18 protein-coding genes and 2 tRNA genes are annotated in these 24,181 nt (G+C 40.9%); 13 read left to right on the top strand and 7 right to left on the bottom strand.

The window, feature by feature from the left end:
* Nucleotides 1–46 precede the first annotated feature (46 nt).
* From PVK79_RS15710 to PVK79_RS15675, 8 genes are all read left to right on the top strand, one after another.
* Nucleotides 47–751, top strand: a complete 705-nt coding sequence (locus PVK79_RS15710) for a GntR family transcriptional regulator (RefSeq protein WP_145233596.1) — start codon at nt 47–49, stop codon at nt 749–751.
* A gap of 71 nt (nt 752–822) precedes the next feature.
* Entirely contained in the window at nt 823–1,701 is an 879-nt protein-coding gene (gene prpB / locus PVK79_RS15705; RefSeq protein WP_145233598.1) for a methylisocitrate lyase, read from the top strand.
* Nucleotides 1,702–1,726: 25 nt separating this feature from the next.
* Entirely contained in the window at nt 1,727–2,851 is a 1,125-nt protein-coding gene (prpC, locus tag PVK79_RS15700; RefSeq protein ID WP_145233600.1) for a bifunctional 2-methylcitrate synthase/citrate synthase, read from the top strand.
* A 145-nt stretch (nt 2,852–2,996) separates the two neighbouring features.
* Nucleotides 2,997–5,603, top strand: coding sequence for a Fe/S-dependent 2-methylisocitrate dehydratase AcnD (gene acnD, locus PVK79_RS15695; protein WP_257326142.1), 2,607 nt, complete (start codon nt 2,997–2,999; stop codon nt 5,601–5,603).
* 11 nt (nt 5,604–5,614) lie between these two features.
* A complete protein-coding gene (gene prpF, locus PVK79_RS15690; RefSeq protein WP_145233606.1) occupies nt 5,615–6,790 on the top strand; it encodes a 2-methylaconitate cis-trans isomerase PrpF in 1,176 nt (391 codons plus the stop codon).
* Between the two features lie 433 nt (nt 6,791–7,223).
* On the top strand, nt 7,224–10,289 hold the full coding sequence (locus tag PVK79_RS15685) for a hypothetical protein (RefSeq protein ID WP_257326141.1): 3,066 nt from the start codon (nt 7,224–7,226) through the stop codon (nt 10,287–10,289).
* Nucleotides 10,290–10,346: 57 nt separating this feature from the next.
* Nucleotides 10,347–11,438: a hypothetical protein gene (locus PVK79_RS15680; protein WP_257326140.1), complete on the top strand. Its 1,092-nt coding sequence runs from the start codon at nt 10,347–10,349 to the stop codon at nt 11,436–11,438.
* A 9-nt stretch (nt 11,439–11,447) separates the two neighbouring features.
* A complete protein-coding gene (locus PVK79_RS15675; protein ID WP_145233610.1) occupies nt 11,448–13,325 on the top strand; it encodes a hypothetical protein in 1,878 nt (625 codons plus the stop codon).
* A 43-nt stretch (nt 13,326–13,368) separates the two neighbouring features.
* Here PVK79_RS15675 and PVK79_RS15670 read toward each other — a convergent pair whose 3' ends face one another.
* Entirely contained in the window at nt 13,369–14,199 is an 831-nt protein-coding gene (locus PVK79_RS15670; RefSeq protein WP_257326139.1) for a substrate-binding periplasmic protein, read from the bottom strand.
* Nucleotides 14,200–14,743: 544 nt separating this feature from the next.
* Between PVK79_RS15670 and PVK79_RS15665 the strand changes: the two genes are divergently transcribed.
* Both PVK79_RS15665 and PVK79_RS15660 read left to right on the top strand, forming a co-directional pair.
* Nucleotides 14,744–16,231 (top strand): SulP family inorganic anion transporter, encoded by a 1,488-nt coding sequence (locus PVK79_RS15665; protein ID WP_257326138.1) that lies wholly within the window; start codon nt 14,744–14,746, stop codon nt 16,229–16,231.
* A gap of 10 nt (nt 16,232–16,241) precedes the next feature.
* A complete protein-coding gene (locus PVK79_RS15660; protein WP_257326137.1) occupies nt 16,242–17,093 on the top strand; it encodes a universal stress protein in 852 nt (283 codons plus the stop codon).
* A gap of 58 nt (nt 17,094–17,151) precedes the next feature.
* Here PVK79_RS15660 and PVK79_RS15655 read toward each other — a convergent pair whose 3' ends face one another.
* Complete coding sequence (locus PVK79_RS15655) at nt 17,152–18,063, bottom strand: LysR family transcriptional regulator (protein ID WP_257326136.1); 912 nt, start codon at nt 18,061–18,063, stop codon at nt 17,152–17,154.
* A 155-nt stretch (nt 18,064–18,218) separates the two neighbouring features.
* Between PVK79_RS15655 and PVK79_RS15650 the strand changes: the two genes are divergently transcribed.
* Both PVK79_RS15650 and PVK79_RS15645 read left to right on the top strand, forming a co-directional pair.
* Entirely contained in the window at nt 18,219–18,686 is a 468-nt protein-coding gene (locus PVK79_RS15650; RefSeq protein WP_145233063.1) for a DoxX family protein, read from the top strand.
* Between the two features lie 110 nt (nt 18,687–18,796).
* Nucleotides 18,797–19,612, top strand: coding sequence for a DODA-type extradiol aromatic ring-opening family dioxygenase (locus PVK79_RS15645; protein WP_257326135.1), 816 nt, complete (start codon nt 18,797–18,799; stop codon nt 19,610–19,612).
* A gap of 792 nt (nt 19,613–20,404) precedes the next feature.
* Here PVK79_RS15645 and PVK79_RS15640 read toward each other — a convergent pair.
* The 4 genes from PVK79_RS15640 to PVK79_RS15625 form a co-directional block, all read right to left on the bottom strand.
* Nucleotides 20,405–20,481: transfer RNA gene (locus tag PVK79_RS15640), tRNA-Val, on the bottom strand.
* Nucleotides 20,482–20,515: 34 nt separating this feature from the next.
* Nucleotides 20,516–20,592 (bottom strand) — tRNA-Val (locus tag PVK79_RS15635).
* A 111-nt stretch (nt 20,593–20,703) separates the two neighbouring features.
* Nucleotides 20,704–21,774 carry a DUF3080 domain-containing protein gene (locus tag PVK79_RS15630; protein ID WP_257326134.1) on the bottom strand — a complete coding sequence of 357 codons (1,071 nt, stop codon included), beginning with the start codon at nt 21,772–21,774 and terminating at the stop codon, nt 20,704–20,706.
* Complete coding sequence (locus PVK79_RS15625; protein WP_182731282.1) at nt 21,752–23,107, bottom strand: MATE family efflux transporter; 1,356 nt, start codon at nt 23,105–23,107, stop codon at nt 21,752–21,754. The genes PVK79_RS15630 and PVK79_RS15625 overlap by 23 nt, the downstream gene beginning before the upstream one ends.
* Before the next feature lie 176 nt (nt 23,108–23,283).
* On the opposite strand from PVK79_RS15625, the gene PVK79_RS15620 reads away from it, so the two are divergent.
* Complete coding sequence (locus PVK79_RS15620; protein WP_145233066.1) at nt 23,284–23,913, top strand: riboflavin synthase subunit alpha; 630 nt, start codon at nt 23,284–23,286, stop codon at nt 23,911–23,913.
* Between the two features lie 18 nt (nt 23,914–23,931).
* Here PVK79_RS15620 and PVK79_RS15615 read toward each other — a convergent pair whose 3' ends face one another.
* Nucleotides 23,932–24,135, bottom strand: coding sequence for a CPXCG motif-containing cysteine-rich protein (locus tag PVK79_RS15615; protein WP_145233067.1), 204 nt, complete (start codon nt 24,133–24,135; stop codon nt 23,932–23,934).
* Nucleotides 24,136–24,181: the final 46 nt, after the last annotated feature.

Below are 24,181 nucleotides of genomic sequence, written 5' to 3'. Positions count from 1 at the left end.
GACCATAGTGTATCCGTAAATTGTCGACAATCTTAGAAGGTGAACAATGACGCAAGATGCTTTTAGTGAAACACCTATTACTACCGCCTCAGATCAGGTATTTGTGGATATGCGTCGAGAAATTGTCGAAGGCAGTATTGTTCAAGGTAGCAAGATATCCGAGCCAGAACTGGCAAAGCGTTATGGTGTAAGCCGTGCAACGCTTCGTGAAGCGCTTAACCGCCTTGAAAGTTGTTATTTAGTTGAGCGTAAAGCGAATGTGGGTTGTCGTGTTGTGGCACTTACAGCTGAACGTTTAATAGAAGTATATCAAGTTCGCAGTGCGCTTGAAGGTTTAGCGTGTCGTTTAGCTGCCGACAATATGGCACCCGATGAAGTACAAAGTTTAAAGCAATTACTTAATCAGCATCTGAAAACACAACGTGTAAAAGAGGGTGAGTCTTACTATCAAGAAGCCGGCGATCTGGATTTTCATTATCGCATTATTAAAGGCAGTAAAAACGACCACCTTATTCACTTATTGAGTAACGGACTTTATCAGTTAATTCGTATGTATCGTGTGCAAATGGGCATGGTTGGGCCTCGCGTATCAAAAGCGTTTGATGAGCACTTAGCCATTATTAATGCGATTGAAAACCATGATGGGGAATTAGCTGAGTTATTGATGAAGCGCCATATCAGTGCATCGCAAGCCAATATACAAACGAAGTTTAATTTACATGCCGCGCAAAATGAGCGCGCGGAGCAGTAAAAACGTCATATTAAACCATTAAAAAATATAAGTTGTCATAAAGCAACCCCGTTCAAAGTTAGGAGAATGTAATGTCAGCAGGATTAAAATTTAAACAGGCGATTGCCAATAATCATCCATTACAAGTCGTCGGCACAATCAACGCTTACACGGCGATGATGGCTGAAAAAATGGGTCATCAAGCAATTTACCTTTCAGGTGCAGGTGTCGCGAATGCTTCATTTGGTATGCCTGATTTGGGGATGACCAGTCTTGATAATGTTTTGGAAGATATTCGCCGCATCACAGGTGCCAGCGATTTACCATTACTTGTTGATGCCGATACTGGTTGGGGTGGAGCATTTAATATTGCTCGCACAGTCAAAGAGATGACCAAAGCCGGCGCGGCGGGGTTTCATATTGAAGACCAAGTAGCGCAAAAGCGGTGCGGCCATCGCCCGAATAAAGAAATTGTCTCGCAAAGCGAGATGGTTGACCGTATTAAAGCAGCTGTTGATGCTAAAACTGACAGTGACTTTTACATTATGGCGCGTACTGATGCGTTTCAAAAAGAAGGCTTAAATGCCGCGATTGAACGTGCAGCAGCCTGTGTTGAAGCCGGCGCCGATGCGATTTTTGCAGAAGCCGTACACGATCTTGCCGACTATCAAGCCTTTACCAAAGCGATTAATGTGCCTATTTTGGCTAACATTACTGAGTTTGGCCAAACGCCAATTTATACTAAAGAGCAACTAAGTGATGTAGGCGTAGAAATGGTGCTTTACCCACTCAGCGCGTTCAGAGCAATGAATAAAGCGGCACTTAACGTCTATTCAGCAATTTTAAATGAAGGCTCTCAACAGAGCCAAATTGAAAATATGCAAACACGTGCTGAGCTTTATGACTTTTTAGATTATCACTCGTATGAAAATACACTCGATAACCTTTTTTCAGCAAAATCTGATAAATAATAATAAATTCAACAGGAGACACATCATGGTAGATAAAGCATTAGGCGGCGCAGGACTTCGCGGACAAGTAGCAGGCCAAACAGCACTTTGTACAGTAGGGCAAACCGGTTCAGGCTTAACGTATTGTGGTTACGACATTGCAGAGCTTGCTGAAAAAGCGCAGTTTGAAGAAGTATCTTTCCTACTTTCGCGCGGTGAATTACCGACCTCTGCAGAGCTTAGCGAATACAAAGCTAAACTAAAAAGTTTACGTGGTTTACCACCGGCACTGAAAACTGTACTTGAAAACATTCCAAAAGACGCGCACCCAATGGATGTCATGCGTACAGGTTGCTCTATGCTAGGTAACCTTGAAATGGAGCATGACTTTAGTCAGGCTAATGATGCCATTGACCGTATGGTTGCGGTATTTCCAAGCATTATTTGTTACTGGTATCGTTTTACTCACGACGGTGTGCGTATTGAAACACAAACTGATGATGACTCAGTTGGCGCGCATTTTTTAACGCTACTACATGATAAAGCGCCATCAGAGTTATTTGCTCAAGTGATGAATGTATCGCTGATTTTATATGCAGAGCATGAATTTAATGCCTCAACCTTTACTGGTCGCGTTTGTGCATCGACATTATCTGACATTCACTCTTGTGTAACAGGTGCCATTGGCACGTTACGTGGCCCATTACATGGCGGCGCGAATGAAGCGGCAATGGATATGATTGAAGGCTTTAAAGATGCAGACCATGCAGAGCAAGAAATCATGGGCATGCTGGAGCGTAAAGATAAAATTATGGGCTTTGGTCACGCAATCTATCGCGAATCAGATCCACGTAATGTGATCATTAAAAAGTGGTCTGAAAAACTCGCTGCAGAGCTAGGCGACGAGGTACTTTATCCAGTATCAGTGCGCTGTGAAGAAATTATGTGGCGTGAGAAGAAGTTATTTTGTAACGCAGACTTTTTCCATGCATCGGCGTATCACTTTATGGGCATTCCAACTAAGTTATTCACCCCTATTTTTGTTATGAGCCGTGTAACAGGCTGGACCGCACACGTAAAAGAGCAACGCGCTAATAACCGTATTATTCGCCCAAGTGCAGATTACACTGGGCCAGAAGCGCGTAGTTATACGCCAATCGAATCACGTTAAGACTATTAAAGGTGGGCGAAAATACGCTCACCTTTTATTTTTGCACATTGCCACTAGCGCATAGTTTTTAAGGCCTCTTTTTTCATACATCCCTTAAACACGCTATACGTGTGCGACCACCGTCACCAAATTAGCGAGTCTTGTAATGACTATCATAAACAATACTAAATACAGAAAACCCTTACCTAACTCTAATGTCGATTATTTTGACACCCAAGCTGCAATTGATGAAATTAAGGCTGGTGCGTACGCAGCCTTACCCTATACATCACGTGTTTTAGCAGAGAATTTAGTACGCCGCTGTGAGCCGCAAATGCTAACCGCAGCACTGTCGCAGCTTATCGAACGCAAACAAGATTTAGATTTCCCTTGGTATCCCGCGCGCGTAGTCTGTCACGATATTTTGGGACAAACAGCGCTGGTTGATTTAGCTGGCTTGCGTGATGCCATTGCAGCCAAAGGCGGCGATCCAGCTAAAGTTAACCCAGTAGTACCAACACAGCTGATTGTTGATCACTCATTAGCCGTTGAATACGCAGGGTTTGATCCTGATGCTTTTGAAAAAAACCGCGCTATTGAAGATAGACGTAACGATGACCGTTTCCACTTTATTAATTGGACTAAAACTGCGTTTAAAAATATTGATGTGATCCCACCTGGTAACGGCATTATGCATCAAATCAACCTTGAGAAAATGTCGCCGGTGATCCAAAGCCGCGATGGGATTGCTTTTCCTGATACCTTAGTCGGTACTGATAGCCACACACCGCATGTTGATGCGTTAGGTGTCATTGCAGTAGGTGTTGGCGGCCTTGAAGCCGAAAGCGTGATGCTTGGCCGCGCCTCTTATATGCGTTTGCCTGATATTATTGGTGTTGAACTCAGTGGCAAACGTCAACCGGGTATTACAGCAACGGATATCGTGCTTGCGATCACTGAGTTTTTACGTGGCCAGCGTGTCGTATCAAGCTATTTAGAGTTTTATGGTGAAGGCGCAGATGCATTGACATTAGGCGATCGCGCTACTATCTCAAATATGACACCAGAATTTGGTGCCACCGCAGCGATGTTTTATATCGACCAGATGACCATTGATTACTTACGCCTAACAGGACGTGAAGAAGAGCAAATTGCCTTAGTTGAAAATTACGCAAAAACTACCGGTCTGTGGAGCGACAGCCTAAAAACAGCGCAGTACGATCGGGTATTAAAATTTGATCTATCAAGCGTTGGCCGCAATATTGCTGGACCGTCAAATCCGCATCGCCGTGTTTCAACCAGTGATTTGGCAGCGCAGGGGATCTCTGGGGTTGTTGAAAATGAAGACGGTTTAATGCCGGACGGTGCCTGTATTATTGCTGCTATCACTAGTTGTACGAATACCAGTAATCCACGTAACGTCATAGCAGCTGGTCTTATTGCGCGTAATGCAAATGCGAAGGGCTTAACTCGCAAGCCATGGGTTAAAACCTCATTAGCACCGGGTTCAAAAACAGCGCAATCGTATCTTGAAGATGCAAAATTACTGTCAGAATTAGAGCAACTTGGTTTTGGTATTGTTGGCTTTGCGTGCACTACGTGCAACGGTATGAGTGGTGCGCTTGATCCCGTTATTCAACAAGAAGTGATTGATCGCGACCTATACGCCACGGCTGTGCTCTCTGGTAATCGTAATTTTGATGGCCGTATTCACCCATACGCTAAGCAAGCATTTTTAGCGTCTCCGCCATTAGTAGTTGCCTATGCTATTGCAGGAACTATTCGTTTTGATATTGAAAAAGACGTACTCGGACAAGACCAGCAGGGCAATGACGTAACCTTAAAAGATATTTGGCCATCAGATGAAGAGATTGACGCAGTGATTAAACAAAGCGTAAAACCTGAGCAGTATAAGAAGGTTTACGAGCCGATGTTTAATTTAACCGTTGATTACGGTGAAGATAACGACCCACTTTACGATTGGCGCCCACAAAGTACTTATATTCGCCGCCCGCCATATTGGGAAGGCGCACTCGCTGGTGAGCGTACCATGAAAGGTATGCGCGCATTAGCGGTACTTGGCGATAACATCACAACTGATCATTTATCACCGTCAAATGCAATTATGGCCAGTAGTGCAGCAGGTGAGTACTTAACGCATATGGGTGTGCCAGAAGAAGACTTTAACTCGTACGCAACGCACCGCGGCGACCATTTAACTGCGCAACGTGCAACCTTTGCTAATCCTAAATTACTTAATGAAATGGTGATTGAAAATGGCGAAGTGAAACAAGGCTCATATGCCCGTATTGAGCCTGAGGGCACAGTTACTCGGATGTGGGAAGCAATCGAAACCTATATGCAGCGCAAACAACCATTAATTATTGTTGCAGGAGCTGACTATGGCCAAGGTTCTTCTCGTGATTGGGCAGCCAAAGGCGTGCGTTTAGCAGGCGTTGAAGTTATTGCTGCAGAAGGTTTTGAGCGTATACACCGTACTAACTTAATTGGTATGGGTGTATTACCGCTGGAATTTAAAGCGGGCACCACCCGTAAAACGCTTAAGCTAGATGGTAGTGAAAGTTACGATGTAACTGGTGAATTAACACCAGGTGCGAGCGTTAATTTAACGATTACCCGCACTGATGGTGAAGTATTAAATGTGCCAACAAAGTGCCGTATTGATACTCAAGAAGAACTATCCATTTATGCTGCAGGTGGCGTATTACAACGCTTTGCTCAAGACTTTTTAGAAGCCACGCAAAGTGTATAAGGAAAACAGTCATGACATTTAAACCACAAATTAAAGTACCTGCCACCTACATGCGCGGTGGCACTAGTAAAGGGGTATTCTTTAATCTCAGCGATTTACCAGAGGCTGCACAAGTGGCAGGGTCTGGGCGAGATAATTTATTGCTGCGAGTGATTGGTAGCCCAGATCCATATGGCAAACAAACCGATGGTATGGGGGGGGCTACTTCTAGTACCAGTAAAACCGTTATTTTAAGTAAAAGTGAGCAAGCTGATCACGATGTTGATTACTTATTTGGCCAAGTTGCTATTGATAAAGCGTTTGTTGATTGGAGCGGGAACTGCGGCAATTTAACCTCTGCAGTTGGCGCATTTGCAATTAGTAATGGTCTTGTTGATGCTAGCCGTATTCCAGAAAACGGTATGGCTATAGTGCGAGTTTGGCAAGCTAATATTAAAAAAAGCATTTTAGTGCATGTGCCAATGACCAACGGTGAAGTACAAGAAACGGGTGACTTTGAACTCGACGGGGTGACATTTCCCGCCGCTGAGGTGAAATTAGAGTTCATTGATCCAGCGGATGGCGATGGTGCGCTATTTCCAACAGGCAATGTGGTAGATGAACTAGCAGTCCCTGAGTTTGGTGTACTTAGAGCCACTATGATCAACGCGGGTATCCCTACTATTTTTGTTAATGCAGCAGATATCGGCTATACCGGCACTGAACTTCAAGATGATATAAATAATGACGAACAAGCATTAGCTAAGCTTGAGTCTATTAGAGCGCATGGGGCAGTTAAAATGGGCTTGATCGCTCATATTAGTGAGGCGGCAGCGCGTCAACATACACCAAAAGTGGCATTTATTAATAAACCGATGACATATCTAGCTTCAAGCGGTAAAGAAATTCACAGTGATAATATCAACCTACTGGTACGTGCCATGTCGATGGGGAAACTTCATCATGCCATGATGGGTACTGCCGCTGTTGCAATCGGCACCGCAGCTGCGATAGCAGGATCGCTCGTTAATCTTGCAGCTGGTGGCGGTCAGTTGAGCGAAGTTAACTTTGGTCATCCGTCAGGTACATTAACTGTAGGCGCGCAAGCGATACTTCAAAACGGTAAGTGGCAGGTTACCAAGGCCAGTATGAGTCGCAGTGCTCGTGTGCTAATGGAAGGCGTTGTCCGAGTACCTGAGGTCAATTAATTAGTGAAATAAAACTAAAAGTGGCAGTCAGGCCACTTTTACATCCATATTTATGTGAAAAAATGTAAACAGCATTGCGTCAAATTGTATTCTTTGGTTGATATTTCCCCTAAAGTTAGTCCCTCAATGAGTTTCAAAAAAAAACAGTGTTTTTTTAATTCTTTGTTTTTAAATGTTTTTTATTTTATTTCTTTTAACTTGTGTTAAAAATGGCAGTGCTAGTTAGATGCATATTTACAGGTGTAATTAAAATTACATTTTTTTATAAATTGTCATATATTGGTGGTAAGTTGATAACATGTAATAATAAAGTGGTTAATTACGTTAATTTGATACGGTTTTATACATAATTTTAACTTAAATGACTGTTGATATTAATATAGGCTACGATTTCAGTAATGCTATTTGCTAACAAGCACCCTAGGAGATTTTCATGGCGAAAAGAATAATTAAATTTACCCCAATTGCAGCCTCGGTTGCATTGACTCTCGGCCTGACCGGTTGTGGCTCAGAAAATGATAATAACTATAACAAGCCTGAACCAGTTACAGTATACAAAGGCGAAGTCAGCACTAATTTTAATACCCAAGTATCGGGGAAAGCCGTAAAAGGCGCGTTAAAAAATGCCAAAGTGACAGTATCTACTGTTGATGATGCGGGGGAATCTGTCCCAGTAGCTTATCGTTTAGAGGCTGCATCTGATGCAAGCTATACTGCAGAATCGACAACTTCACAAGCAGACGCTGATGCCAAAGCATTGGCATTGGTTGCGGCAGCTAATCCAACAGAGACAATGACGTCAACCAGTGGTGCCTATAATATTTATCTAGAAGACGGCTTTTCGGGTCCGCTTTATATTACGGTGAGTACGTCGAAAGAAGATGACAGCATGGTCAAGTGTGATTCATTTACCGGTTGTGGCAGCTATGATGAAACCCCAGCAGCATCTGAAGTCGCTGGGATGATCAATAATGGCGATGCCGCGATTGATTTTGGCGAATGGTACAAAGATGATCTTGAATTACAAGTTGTTAAGTTTATTAAAGCTTCACCAGCACCTGCAAGTGCTCGTGGTATTAATTTCGCGGAGGGTGATGGTACTGGTGTGCAGCAGTACTTTGCTAATGTGACTTTATATACGAGTATCGCAGCAAAAATGTTGTTAGACGGTGCTAAAGATGGTTCAGCAGTCTCAGATGAAGCAGTTGCAGCGGCAAGTTTAAAAACATTAATTCAAGTATTAGGGCCTGATACAGCAATTAAAGCCGCTTCTTTACTTGGTGATATTTCTCTTGGTGGTGCGGTTGATTTCAGTGATATTGGCGAAGGTGATTCACTGGATGCAGGTACTTTGGCATTAGTTCAAACTGCCGTTTCATTGCAGTCTGTCGCGGGGGCGGGTGCCAATGGCTCATTAAAAGACCTGATTGCAAGTCTATCTGCAGCTGTTAAAGAAGGCAAAGTAAGCAACAGTGACAATGAAATTGTCCAGAAGATTGCAGCTGAGTTACAAAAAGCAGTTGAGAATACCAGCCTTATTTTTGCCGCAGTAGTTACAGGTGAAGGTATTGATGAAGCATTTGCTAAAGTTGCTGAAAACTTAGGTATTACCGATCCTGATGAAATTGCAAAACTCAAAAATAAAGCCACCAAAGCTGTTGAAGATGTGCAAGCAAAAGCAAAAGATAAAGGGCTTGATAAAGATTTAAAAGAAACCGCAAAAGAAGTTAAAAAAGCATTAGAGAAAATTGGCTGTGAAGATAACTGTGATGCTGGTGATGATCTAACAGCTAAAGTAGCGGCTGAGTTAGAATTACAAGTTACTGCAACAACTGCTGCATTAGCTACGTCTACCGACTCAATCGCTGTTGGTACTGCTGAATTGACAAAAGTGAAAACGTTGGGTGATGCTGGTTTAGAAACAACCGAGCAGGTTTTGGCTTACAGTGCTGATGTGTTTACGTTATCAGGGAGCAAGGCGGAATATAGCCAGTTACAAGTAGAGCTTTCTGCTGCACTTGCTTCAACACAAGGGATTGCAACAACCGCCGCAAGTTTAGGTGAGCAATATCAACAATTAGTTGATAAAGCAAACTCGTTAAGTAGCGCTGTTGCAACCCAACTCGCAGCGGTTTCAACTTTAATTACGGGGATTGATGCTGAGGTGGTTCGCTCTAATGAGGCTGTGACTGCATTAGGCATCGATATCGACGTTGCAAAAAGCAATGTGACTATCGCAAGCAATAACCTAGATGCTGCTGATTCTGCGGCAATGATTGCGCAAAGTGATTTAGCAACAGCTATGATTGCAGTTGCCGCTGCAGCGATTGATAACAAAGCTAATGCAGAACTTGCTTTGTCATCCGCTCAAGCTGCAATTACCGTGGCTACAGCGACTAGTGCAAAAGCAGCCGAACTCGCTAATGCGGCAGTACAAGCTGAGGTTGCTGCTGCTGCATTAATGGATATTGCCGCTGAAGCGAGTGATAAAGAGATTGCTACAAATTTATCTGCAGAAGCTAAACTCAGTGCTACATTAGCCACAAGCGTTAGCAACGAAGCAGATACTGCTTTGAGCAGTGCAACCTCACTTGAATCTGATGCCCAAGCAGCAATTGCAACATTTACAGTATTAGTTGATGTTAAAGCAGGCACTGAGAGTATTCGAAATGCAACTTTGGTAACGAAAACAGGCGGTCGGGCATTATTTGATACTGCCGAAGTTATTTATGATGTGCTAACAGAAGCTTGGGACTTAGGAGATGAAGCCACTGGTGTTGTTTCTACACGATATCCTAATTGGACGTATAGCTTTGATAAAGATGCATTAGAGCTAAATCTTGTTAATAGTGAAAATGGCGATAAGATCAACGTTAATGGTTCTATCAATAATAAAGCAATTGTATTTGCGTTTGGCGGTATGATTGAAACAGTTGATGGTGCAAAAGTTAGTATTGAAACACTTGATGATATGGGTGAGGCTTTACAGAATTGTATCGACGCTAACAATGGGACTATTCCTAAAGATCTATCAGATTCTTGTTTAGTAATTAACTTTGAAGAGGAAGTTTCAAGCGATACGGCTGTTGATGGAAATGTGTTATCAGTAGATGGCTGGAGTCGTGTTGAAATAGTTGACGGTGATTCAGGATTTATTGGTATATTAAGCATATCTGGCGCAGATGTAACAGAGCTTGGCATGATCAGCGCAACAGGTGTTACAGGTGATATTGATTTCACTGCGATGTTATCTGTTGATTGGGCAAATGAAAATGATAATTATGCCGTTGATATCGAGTTACATAATAGTATTGGCTATACACTATCTTTGATGGCAGAAGAGGGTGAGGACTTTATGGGTAGCGTAAATGCTAACTTCGCAGGTGCGATGATGAAGTTTGGTACAGTAACAGAGATCACAAATGGTATTTCTGTAGAGTATATTGATGGTGAAGTTATCGATTACACTGATATTAGTTTTTTAGATTCATCGAAGTAACGTAAAAATAAGAGGGAGAGTCGTTCTCCCTCTTAAATAATAACAAGTGAAATAAGTATGAAAAAAAAAATTCTCACGTTAGGATTTTCCGCTTTTTTAATTACCCCTATTAGTTACGCTGCAGAGCAGTTTCAAGTCTTTACCACATTCGATTCAGAAGTGTATACAGAAGCACAACCTGTCACTGCCTTTATTGACGACTTTGATGCTCCACTTACATCAGGTGATAGCGCATTTACTTATAATGTGTTTGAGTTTGGCGTTGGTTATGGAAATTTTAAAGTCGGTTATCAAAGTCGTTTTGATTATGTTTTAAGTTTTGATCCGGATACTGCTGTTTACTTTCATACCGAAAAAAATGATCTTCCTTTTGAAGATAGAAATTATGTTTATTACCTAGACGGTAAGCAATCAACCACCAATGGATTGTTTGTTTCATATGATTTCAAATTTTTAGATTCTGACGCATTAACAATAACGCCTAAATTAACGGTTTTTGCTAGTACGCATTTTCAAGATATAAATGTAGAAGGTACAGTTTATAGTGATGAGATCCAAGGCGCATTAACAGTTGACTCTTATTTTTCGAAAGATATTTTATTTAAGCGATTTACTCCTGATGAGAACCCATCCGGCTTAGGGTACAGCGTTGATTTAGCAGTTAATTGGAAAATAAATCAAGACTTAACCATAGGCCTTCTCGCACAAGACTTACTGTATGAAACCGAGTATAAAAAAAGTGGTTTTGCAAATGGTTATACAACAGAGCTCCCGTTTACTGAAAACGATGATGGCGATATTGTTACTGAGCCTACAATACGCTTAGCAACGTCAGAGTATGGTAATGAAGTTACACATAAATTTGATATGCCGGTGCGCGTTAAGGTTTATGCGGATTATCGTATTAATGATTTGTTTTCTTCAGAGCTGATGGTTAAACAATTTGATCAAGATACGTTTTCTCAATTAAAAGCACGCATGCACTTTTGGGATCATTGGGCAGTTATTGGTGGTTATGAAATAAAAAGTGAAGCGTTTTTGCTGGGTATTGAGAACGATTATTTTGGTTTTAATATACAGACCGATAATCTCGATATTGATAAAGCGTATTATGCCAATGTAAATTGGTACCTGAAGTTAGCGTTTTAAGGACTTGTGATGTTTAAAAAACTTATATCAGTTAGTTTACTTATGTCATTAGTTGGTTGTGGTGACTCATCAGATAATGGCACAACAAACACTTTGCCTGTCATGCTGACGTCCTCCTCGGTAAGCTTTTATATTGCGCCTTGGCAATCCACTGCGGGTACGTTAACACTCATTAATGATAACACGGGCTCTATAGAAAATATTGACGTTGCAAATATTAATGATGTGACTTTACCAACCACAACTTTAAATTTTCATCATGTTGAATTTACCTCAAATGCAACGACGTTAACATGTCCAAGTTTTGCAGGTTGTGGTCGCACAGTGAGAAACAACCCGAATGATCAGAATTCTAATCGTCGCATTGATTATCAAGAAGTGATGGATATGACATTAAGTTACCGTGCTGATTTTTTTGCAGCCCCGGGCGAAAATAAGGTCTATTTATCGCCGATCAGCTCAGTGATTAGCGACAATAACTTAGACATAAGCATAACCACACAAAGCTTGAGTGCGACACCTTTTTATCACCTCACTCATAGTCAGTTGAATGACAGCCTTGAAGCTGAGTTGCTTACTAATGCACTGACTTTTGGTGTGATCTTAAAAAGAGCTGCGGATATCGAGGCGAGTTTAAATACAGCCAATAATACGGTGGTAGAACAACAGGCCCAGTTAGCAAGTTTGCCACTTTATCGTACTTTTGCAGATCGCTATGTGTCAGAGAATTTACTTAATGAAGATGGTAATCAATTATTGCAATCCGTCGTTGGAGAGGTCAAACAAAAGCTAGTTATGATTGGGAATGCTAGCAATATTTCGCCACTAGAACGAGATGAAGAGCAATTACACTCTCGTGAGTTACTCGAAGATGTGCGTAATATAATAGGTGTGGCACGCTTACAAGAGCAAACGTACAGTGATGAGCTCAAACAAAAGCTAACTGAATTTGAAACAATATTAGGCGAAGACTCGCAACAAACTATTATCGTTTTAGCGAATGTGCTTTATGACGTGCTCTATAACTTTTCGCCATTAAATAATACCGACGCAGGAGTTTATAATTTACAGGGACTGACAATAAACTACCAACAATCCCCTTATTCTTGGGCTATTAGTGGCCAGTATGATGAGCATGACGTACAGCTAGATTTAAATATTCCACAATGGCAAGTAAGTGGACTGCTGGGTAATAAAGTATCCGGTATTATTAGTGCGAAAGTGATAGGCAAAGATGCTCAACTAAACGCCGATGTGAGTGATTTAGTGTTGTCATTTGATGGAACTGACGATCCATTTTCAAATGATCAAAGTGAAACAACCGGGCAGCTGAATATAGAGACAAAGGTTTCATTAGAAAGTGCCAATAGCGGCGTCTTAACCGGTGATATAAAGCTAAACGCTGATCGCTTCGTTACTCCTTTTGAAGAGCTTGTGACAGTGGTATCTGGCTTTGACTTTAAAGGTCAGCTTGTTAGTGAAAATCAAACGACACAGTTTAACCTACAAGCAATAGAAGCAACGCCATTTATAAATGAAGCTACACAGAATCTTGCATTTGCTGTGCAATTGATAACGCCATTAAATGGCGCACCGGATTTTCAGTTTGCTTATGTTGGTCGTTTGAATCGTTTAGCTGATATTAGCAATGCAGAGATTGCCTTACGGCTAAAGGATAGAGCACTTGAAATTAACTTACGTACTGTTGGCAATAATATTAATGCCGTGATCCACGGTGCTCAAGGTCGCTGGTTAGATGTTAAGCAAAAAGGTCGAAACTACAGTGGTGGATTATATTTTGGCGATACACAAATCGCAGATGTAACAGCGGTAAGAGGGGTTCCTGGTATATTATTTCCTGATGGGACATTTGAGTCGTTGTTTTAATAATATATAGGCGCTTATTTGCTAACATTTAAGCGCCTTATTTTTAGCTGCTACATTGTTTTTTTTCTTCAATATAGCTTGAAAGTGCTCCTTGCTCTTTCATTTTTTTTATCTCGTTATTGAGATCGGCTAAAATTTCCTGCCAATATGGGTTTGCTTTACTTACTGTGTAATAGAGGGGTTTGTAACCTAGAGGTGGGGACAATACCATTAGAGCAGTTTTCATTTGTTGTTTTTCTTTTTCGGAGGCAGCAGACTTTTCAATGCTGGCAATCAAAACGTCAAAATCAGCTACAATTAGGTCTACCCGTAGGCTCATAAGTAAATGAATTTGCTGAAACTCATTATTGGCAACAATGGTATTAATTTGTTTTGAGTCAATTAGTTTATCGAGTTCTGGGGTGTTTTTATATGCTCGGACAACAGCAATAATTTGATCTTTTATAGACTCTACACTGCCGTCATAGTTTGAGTGGCTGCCATTTAGTGCTACTAGTGACAAGTTTCGAATAGCCGAGGATAAAGCCATTAAATCATTGCGCGTTTTATTTGGCTTATTCTCTGACATAACATTATTATCAATAAAATACTCAGGAAATAAAATATCTGCATGACCTAATTCGGCCGCTCTTAGTGCTCGGGCCCATGGGAGAAACTCTATATGCACTCCATAACCTTTTTGTAGTAGTAGTTTAACGGTTAGTTGAAATAGCCAACCGTTGTTACAAAGTGATTCATCAATATAAGGGGGCCAATTTAAAGTGACTAGTTTTAAAAGTTTCTTTGCTTCAATATTGTAAGCATAGCCATATTCATATCGTACTGCTGGAGCAACGATTGTTTGATCACCGACTTGGTAAGAAACAGGGGTCATAGTCGCTTTCGCGAATCCACTAAACAACAATAGAAAGACTAAGTACTTTTTCATTTATTTGATAAGTTTTTGTAATTATTCTTAAAGTTTAGTCGCATATATGTATTTAACAACTTAAAAAGACGATAACTAAAATGTATTTACAATGTTTATCGTTGCAGCCGTTTGAGAAGGAACGGGTAAATGATGGCATGTTTTTTTATGTGTTTTTATTGGCAAGGTAAGGAGTGACAGCAGCTGTCAGCGCCTACACAAAAGTTACTTGGCTTGCTTAAAAATACGTTAGATGCAAGAATAAAGACGATAATTTATTCATTCTACATAAGGAACAATGTTTTGCGTTTAACGCCGCCCTAAGTTATTCCTCCTCTAAATCACCGCTGCGTGATACCTATATACCAAACATTGGTAGGCGCTTATGTGCCGTTTTAATAAATAAAAAAACATTAATGAAAATGCGGTTGTCATCGTTTAGTAAAAGCATTGTCGGTGTTTTATTGACTGCTGTATGGGCGTTAATGTTAACTACATGACAAGGTTTTTTATGTTAGAAAAAATAAAACGAGATTGGCTTTTTAACATCCGAGGGGACTTACTAGCAGGTACTGTGGTGGCGCTTGCGCTAATACCAGAAGCGATTGCTTTTTCTATTATAGCGGGCGTGGATCCTAAAGTCGGTTTGTATGCTTCATTTTGTATTGCCGTGGTTATTTCGATAGTGGGTGGACGACCAGGGATGATTTCTGCCGCTACTGGCGCTATGGCTTTACTGATGGTTACCTTAGTTAAAGAGCATGGTTTAGAATACCTTTTGGCGGCGACATTACTCACCGGTGTGATACAAATTATTGCAGGCTATTTAAAACTGGGGAGTTTAATGCGCTTTGTGTCTCGCTCCGTGGTTACAGGCTTTGTAAATGCGTTGGCAATTCTTATTTTTATGGCACAGCTGCCGGAGCTGACGAATGTAACATGGCATGTATATGCGATGACGGCTGCGGGTCTTGGGATCATTTATTTATTCCCTTACTTACCGGTGATAGGCAGAACAATTCCATCACCACTAGTGTGTATCGTGGTTTTAACTTTGGTTGCAATGTTGGTAGGACTTGAGATTCGAACTGTTGGCGATATGGGCCAGTTACCAGATACCTTACCAATATTTTTATGGCCTGATGTGCCTTTTAACCTCGACACACTGCTAATAATTCTTCCTTATTCATTTGGCCTTGCTGTCGTTGGTTTATTGGAGTCGATGATGACAGCGACAATTGTTGACGACTTAACCGATACCGCTAGTGATAAAAATCGTGAATGTAAAGGTCAAGGGATCGCGAACATAGGTTCAGGTTTAATGGGAGGAATGGCCGGCTGCGCGATGATTGGCCAGTCGATCATTAATGTAAAATCAGGGGGACGTGGCCGCTTATCAAGTTTTACCGCGGGTACTTTTCTGCTACTTATGGTGGTGTTTTTAGATGAATGGCTAAAGCAAATTCCAATGGCGGCACTGGTTGCCGTGATGATAATGGTGTCGATTGGCACCTTTTCTTGGAATTCACTGCGAGATTTAAAGAAAAACCCATTATCAAGTAGCATCGTAATGGTTGCTACGGTCGTTGTTGTTGTCGCAACGCATAATTTGGCCATGGGAGTATTGGTCGGTGTGCTATTGGCGACACTATTCTTCGCCAATAAAATTGGTCGTTTTATGGTTGTAAAGCCAGCGCAATCATCGGCTGATGAACGAGTATACCAGGTTGTTGGACAGGTGTTTTTTGCATCCTCAGAGCAGTTTATTGAGTCGTTTGACTTTAAAGAGGTCGTTGCTAAAGTAGTGATTGACTTAACCCATTCGCATTTTTGGGATATTACGGCAGTGTCGTCGCTTGATAAAGTTGTGATTAAATTTAGACGCGAAGGTGCAGAGGTCGAGATTATTGGTATGAGCGACGCGACAGCAACGATTGTTGACAAATTTGGCGTTCACAATGACCCTGAAGAAGTTGAAAAACTCATGGCAGGCCATTAAGGAGAACACAATGAATAAAATTATTACTTGTATAGATGGCTCAGTTTACACAGATGATGTGTGTAAGGCGGGGATTTGGGCGGCCAAGAAACTTAATAAATCGATGCTATTTTTGCATGCCATAGAAAAACAAAACGCAGCTGTGATTGACGACTTAAGTGGCATAATTGGTTTTGGTGCAACTACAGCATTATTATCAGAGATGGCGACACTGGATGAGCAACGCAGTAAATTAGCATTGCAAATAGGCAAAGAAATGTTAGAGCACGCGATTGTATTTGCTAGCCAACAAGGGTGTAAATCAATTGAAAGTAAGCAGCGCCATAGCGGTATTGTTGAGGCAATTTGCGACCTTGAAGATGCAGCGCGACTGATTGTTATTGGCCGAAGCGGTAAAACTCACGAACAGAATTTTAAAGCTATTGGGTCGCATATTGAGCAGGTTATTCGCCATGTTCATACACCTATTTTAATTGCCAATCGTCACTTTAGTGAGCCGAACAACTTTATGCTTGCTTATGATGGACGAGAAACAGCAGATAAAATGGTTAAACAGATTATTGCTGGTGGCTTGTTGCATCATTTAACGTGTCATTTGGTGACTGTAGAAAATGGCAAACATGATTTGTTGGAAAAATTTAAACGCACCGATGCGTTGCTTATTGAAAGTGGTTTTGAAGTCAAATCAAGTATTTTAGAAGGTAATATTTTTAGTTCTTTAATGGCATATAAAGCTAAAAATGAAATAGAAATGCTGGTGATGGGGGCCTTTTCGCATTCAAAAATAGCACATGCTTTTTTGGGCAGTAATACCCTAAAAATGATAGAAAACACCCAACTGCCGCTGGTGATTTTGCGTTAATTTTAGGTGAGTCAAAACGCAGTTTAATTATGCTTACACTGCGGTTTGGCTTTACTGATTAAACGATTGCTTTGTCCCAATATGGCGGCGTACCATAGTATCCGTTAATAAAATCAATAAAACACCTGATTTTATGTGGTAGTAATTTTCGGTGGGCATAAACAACATATAAACCAACAGTTCCCGTTGCAAATTGAGGTAAAACTTCGATCAACTTGCCACTATTAATGGCTTCACTGGCGATAAATGTAGGCTGTAATGCTATCCCTGCACCGGCGATAGCACAATCAACTAATACATCCCCATTATTACTTTGAAACTCGCTACTACGTTGCGTGTTTTTTACCCTTAACCACTGATATATTTCGTCTTTAGTATCCATTTCTGTGTAGCTATAATGCAAGTATCGGTGGTTTTTTAGGTCTTCAGGTTTTTCAGGAGTACCATGTTTTTCAAGGTAGTCAGGTGAGGCACATAAAATTAATCTAATGGGCGCGACCTGCTTGGCAATCAAAGACGAACTTTTGAGTCGACCAATACGCAGTGCTACATCATAACCTTCATCAACAATGTCAACTTTGCGGTCGTTCAGTTGCAAATCAACATTAACAAAAGGGTAATGTGATTGGAACTCAGTCACTAATTTACCCATGTGTTTTAACGCGAATGACACTGGAGCACTTATTCTCAGAGTTCCGGTTGGGTGCTGCTGTAAGCCCCCTAATTGTGAATCCATTTCATCAATACTTAACAATATCTGTTGCGCATGCTGAAAATAATGTGTGCCAGCTTCAGTGGGGCTTACTTTACGGGTAGTGCGATTTAGTAACCGTACAGCAAGGCGTTCTTCTAGTTTAGAAACGTACTTACTAACCAATTGTGGTGAAAGTTGTAAGGTTGTTGCCGCATTGCTAAAACTACCTTCGATCACCACAGATACAAAGGCTCGCATTGCATCAATTCTATCCATAATTTTTCTCATATTTAAATTGATTAACAACATTTTGTTGTTAATCATTCTTTATTTGTCATCTTACTCCGCCATGACATTGATAGTAAAGTGTACTTATCCCAACAGGGTCTAATTAAAACGTAAATAAATACTTTGCTAAAGAGGAACAAATAATGAAACTAATAAACACGATACTAAAATCAGATGCAGGACTTGCCGCTTTAATACTTCGCGCGCCAATTGGTTTGATTTTAGCTGCACATGGATCACAAAAATTGTTTGCTTGGTTTGGTGGTTATGGTCTGGAAGGAACAGGTCAATGGATGGCGAGTATCGGTATTACTCCAGGTTATTTAATGGCATTACTCGCAGGCAGTGCTGAATTTTTTGGCGGTTTAGCATTATTACTTGGGTTATTGACTCGTCCTGCTGCACTTATTTCAGCATTTACCATGCTAGTGGCTATTTTTTCAGTACATATAGACAATGGCTTGTTTATGGCAAATAACGGCTACGAATATGCACTGACACTGTTTGTAGTACTGATTGCGCTAACATTACAAGGTGGTGGTCGTTTTAGTATTGATAACTTTATAGCGAATAAATTAACGTCTAGGCAGTTACAGTCCAAGCATGTTTAATCACTATTATGAAATGACGTGGATTACGGATAAATCCGCGTCTTAGCTTTGCGTTAGTTTAACTATCAAGGTTTACTTGCTCATGTTAAGTGAGCTTGTTTGGAGTAACTATGAATAATGTAGACATTGCATTTATCTCTCATGGTGGCGGCCCAATGCCACTGTTAAATGAACCAAACCATACACAATTGGTTGCTTATTTAAAATCACTTGCAAGCACGCTAAAAAAACCAAGTGCCATTTTATTGATTAGCGCTCATTGGGAGGAGTCAGTAGCTACTATTACTGCCAATGCTGCACCGGGAATGATTTACGATTATTATGGTTTTCCGCCAGCTGCCTATCAAGTGCAATACTCAAGTCAGGGAGAGCCCAAGTTAGCTGAAAAAGTACAACAAGTGTTACAACATGCTGGTATTGAAGCGAAGTTAGATCATCATCGCGGTTACGATCATGGTTTGTATGTGCCTTTAACATTAATGTACCCAGCAGCCGATATACCCGCGATTCAACTATCACTAGTGAATAACTTAGATGCTGCACAGCACTTAGCAATCGGTAAAGCGTTGCAATCTTTGGATTATGAAAACTTATTAGTTATTGGCTCTGGTTTTTCGTTTCATAACATGCAGGCATTTTTCGCGCAGGATAATCAGCAGAGCCAAATCAATAACCACGAATTTGAACAGTGGCTACGATCGACCTTAAGTGATAACACCGTGCCTGAACCAAAGCGTAATTTAATGATGCAAAACTGGCATAAAGCGCCTCATGCACGTTATTGTCATCCGCGAGAAGAGCATCTATTACCACTGCATGTATGCTATGGCTTAGCTGGCAGAGCAAGTGATGAATATGAAAATGTTACTATTTTCAATAAGCAATCAAGCGCATTTGTATGGCGAAGGAAAGAGCTGGGTATTTAATATTTGAATCATTGATCTTCTGTGTAGAGTCAAATCGTGGCGGGCATTTTTTAATTTATTTATTCAGAATTGATACGACTGAGTGGATCCGAACCACTGACCTTTGGACCGGGTGAGCAAGAGTAGGTAGTGCTTTTTCTTGATATAATTTCTATTTATGAATTGGTACGACTGAGTGTATTCGAACCGCTGACCTTTGGACCGGGTGATCAAGAGTGGGTAGTGCTCTAACCAGCTGAGTTTTAGTTTACTTAAGATTTATAAAGCAGGTTAGGATGATTTTTTTACTTGAATTGGTACGACTGAGTGGATTCGAACCACCGACCTGTGGATCGGGTGATCAAGAGTAGGTAGTGCTCTAACCAGCTGAGTTGTAGTTTACTTAAGATTTATAAAGTAGGTTAGGCTGATTTTTGTTTTTACTTGAATTGGTACGACTGAGTGGATTCGAACCGCTGACCTGTGGACCGGGTGATCAAGAGTGGGTAGTGGGCTAATCAACTGAGCTAGGGTTTACGAATTGAGGATGTTAGTGATTAAGATTGGTACGACTGAGTGGATCCGAACCGCTGACCTTTGGACCGGGTGATCAAGAGTAGGTAGTGGGCTAATCAACTGAGCTAGGGTTTACGAATTGAGGATATTAGTGATTAAGATTGGTACGACTGAGTGGATTCGAACCACTGACCTGTGGACCGGGTGATCAAGAGTGGGTAGTGCTCTAACCAGCTGAGTTGTAGTTTACTTAAGATTTATAAAGTAGGTTAGGCTGATTTTTGTTTTTACTTGAATTGGTACGACTGAGTGGATTCGAACCACCGACCCCTACCATGTCAAGGTAGTGCTCTAACCAACTGAGCTACAGTCGTACAATATATTTTATATAGGACTTTTCCTTAAATTTGGTACGACCGAGTGGATTCGAACCACCGACCCCTACCATGTCAAGGTAGTGCTCTAACCAACTGAGCTACGGTCGTATCATAAATTTAAGTTGTGCTAATTGCTTAACAACGGTCGCTAATATATAGCGTGCGCTGAAGTGAATCAAGCGAGAAACGCTTTTTTTAGTTCGTTTGCCGTTTTTTTATTCATATTGGGCTGATTTCACACGTTTTATAAAATTTTTGCCACCAAATAACGTGTGTTTTGGTGGAGTCTTTAAATGCTGTGAGTATATTACTTGGCTGCGCTGGGCTTAGTAATGCCGTTAGTTGCGGTTGTGTTGGGCTGGAGTCTTGCCATAATGCTCGATACAACGGCATTAGGCGCTCTAAAGCACCTGATAGTTGAGCCTGATAGGGTTGTAACTGCTGCAAGTAATATTTCTTGAATACGTTGCTGAGGATCTGTGCTTTGCGTTTATTTTTTAGCGGGTTGCATAGTGTGCTTAGCTCAATATTCGCTAAAAAGTTACTAGTACTATTATTTAGCTGTGTTTGTTGGCGTACTGCGCTTATTAAAGCTTGATTGAAGTTAAACTGGCGCAATTGCGCCAGTAGCGGATAGAGCGCTTGAGAGTCTATTTGTGCATATTGCTGCTGTATTATTTGCTGTTTTAAATTCACTAGGCTTTGCAGCGCAAGTTCGGTTTCTACAAGGCCGGCTAAGTTTGTATCAAGTGTATAGCCGGTTAGCTGCCATGTGCGTTTTAGTTCTGGGTCTTTATAAAGTAGCTGCTTGAACTGATCTAATAACTGTTGTTTTTTATTATGTAATTCGTTACTTATGGCTTGATAACTTTTTGAATCAGGTTCTAGACTATCTAAGCACTGTGGTGCAAATTGAATAAATTGAATCTGGTATATTAACTGGCTAGCAGGAGAGGCGAGTTTTCCTAGTTGACTATTATGTTCAGCAATAAGGGTATTGAGTTTACAGTGTGAAAGTTGTGCCAGTTGCAATATGCTCAACTGTTGTGCATTTTTTGGTTTATTGTTGCTAACAACTGATAGCGCAACATTGGTAAGTTTTGCTGTATCAGGAGTTGGCTTATCTAACGCATTCGCGAGGCGCTGCTGATATTCTAAATACACATCAGCGGGTTTATCTGTGCATGCACAAAGTAGCAGTAAACAGCACAGTAAACTACAAAGGTAACCAAACCGTGACTTTTGGTTACCTTGTTGGTGCGATTTTTTAAGCGCTTTTAAGTGGTTCATGTTTGAATCTATTCGCGACAGTGAGCATTAATAACACTGCGGCTACACTTAAGCCGACGATGATACCTACCCAAAAACCATGCGGGCCCATTGCTGGCACTATTAAATCGGTGCGTGCTAAAACAAAACCCAGTGAAAAACCAATCAACCAGTAAGATATAAAGGTTATATACGAAATCGGTGCTGTGTGTTTTAAACCCCTTAATATACCGTTGGCAGCTACTTGTAAGGAATCAGGTAGCTGATAAATACACGCTAGAATCATGATTGACGTTGCTAAGGCAATAACACGTGCATCATCTGTATAAAGTTGACTGATCACGTTTCGGCCAAAGAAGGTGATGGCAGCAAGTAGAATGGCAATGATCATGGCTAGAATATAGCTTGTTGAAATAGCTTTTTTAAGCTGCTCAAAATGATGTTGGCCGTATAAATTGCCAATCCGAATACTGATCGCAATAGATAAACTCAGTGGCATCATAAACAGCAAGGTTGTGACACTTGCAGCAATCTGATGGCCGGCTACCGCAACCGCACCTAAGTGCGCAATAAATAAAGGAATACAGGCAAATAAAGTGACTTCAAAAAATGTAGCAAGTGAGATTGGTATGCCCACCTTAGTAATTGCCCACATGGTTGGTAATTGCGGTGCTTGAAAGTTTGCTAATAATGTTTTGGCATCTACTTTTTTACTTAATTGGCAATAAATAACTTGTGCGATGGCCATAGCAGTAAATACTAATGCTGTGGCAATCCCACAGCCTGCACCACCGAGTGCGGGCATACCAAACATACCGTGAATAAACACATAGTTGGCTGGGATATTGATGGCTAAACCAATTAAGCTGATATAAAAAGCCGGCTTTGTCATCCCCATGCCTTCGGTAATATTACGATAAACACTGAACACTAAAAATCCAATAATGCCCCATTTTACAAAATGAATATAGTCATAGGCCATATTGGCGATAGCAGGGCTGGTATCGAGTTTGAGAATAATAATATCGGCAAAATAGGCAATAGATAAACCGATAACACTCAATACACCAGCTAGGTACAAGCCTTGTTGAAAGTAATGGCTGATGCCGGTTTTATCGTTAGCGCCGGAAAATTGCGCAATTATGCCAGTCAGGGCTAATAATATGCCTTGCAGAGCCAACATGGCGGGGTTCCATACGCCGGTTGCAATTGACAATGCTGCTAAATCGGTAGGACTCACTTGTCCTGCCATGATGGTGTCGACCACTGACATTAAAACTAAGGTTACTTGTGCTAAAAAAACGGGGATTGCCAGAGAAACTAACCGTTTGGCTTCCCAACTACAAAAAGTCATATCACTTACTACGTAAACTGAAGAGGCAGATAGTGTAATCGATAAAGCACAGAATCAAAAATTATAGCGATGAGTCAATGTTATTGGTTACAGTAATAATAACGTGGATCGGGTAAACTAAAGCGTGAAATAATATGAATAGTATCTACTTTAGGTAATAAAAGGTGAATTGATTTATGTTTACAGGAATTGTGCAAACACAAGCGACGGTGATTTCAACTAACCAGCAGCAAGGTGTGATGCGTTTAGTGCTCGCTGTAGCAAAGCAATATGTTACAAAACTTGAGTTAGGCGCCAGCGTTGCCATTAATGGTTGCTGTTTAACGGTTGTTAAAGTAGATAATATCTCTGATCAACCGCTTGCTCAGGTTCACTATGATGTAATTGACGAAACATTACAGTTAACTAATTTAGGAAAGCTTATTGCTGGCAGTACCGTTAACTATGAGCGCTCTATGACTTTTGGTACTGAGTTAGGTGGGCATATTGTATCTGGTCACATTCACTGCACCGCCCAGATTGAAAATATTATTCACACACAAGATAATTGTAAAATACAGTTATGCTTACCAAGTCAATGGCAAAAGTATGTGATGTATAAAGGTTTTGTATCAGTCAATGGCGCTAGTCTCACGGTAGGTGAAACCGATGAGCAGGGCTTTTGGCTGCATTTGATCCCAGAGACGTTAGCTATTACCAATATTGGTAAGGCTGCAATTGGTGATGCGCTAAATATCGAGGTTGATCAACAAACTTATACCATCATCAATACGGTCGAAAATTACTTACGACAGCAGGCTTCGTAGTCAAATATAAATGCTAGGCTAAAATATTTGTTCGTCATCGCTATCAATATGTAACTCTACCTTACTATTTGCATAGTCAATATGCATATTAAAATGGATAGGGTTACAGCATGCTGCGCAATCTTCGAAGTAATCTTGATCGCCATCACTAGCATCAAGGGTAATATGAATATGATGGCCACAATGTGGGCAGCAGATCCGTTGTGAGAGTTGGTTTTTCATAAATGATTCAACCTTACAAAGCAGAGCAATAAAAGGTAATTATTTA

It is taken from the genome of Pseudoalteromonas rhizosphaerae, from assembly GCF_028885455.1.
GTDB lineage: Bacteria > Pseudomonadota > Gammaproteobacteria > Enterobacterales > Alteromonadaceae > Pseudoalteromonas > Pseudoalteromonas rhizosphaerae.
The sequence above is the reverse complement of the archived record's forward strand: the minus strand, read 5'-3'. Positions and strand labels throughout refer to the sequence as shown.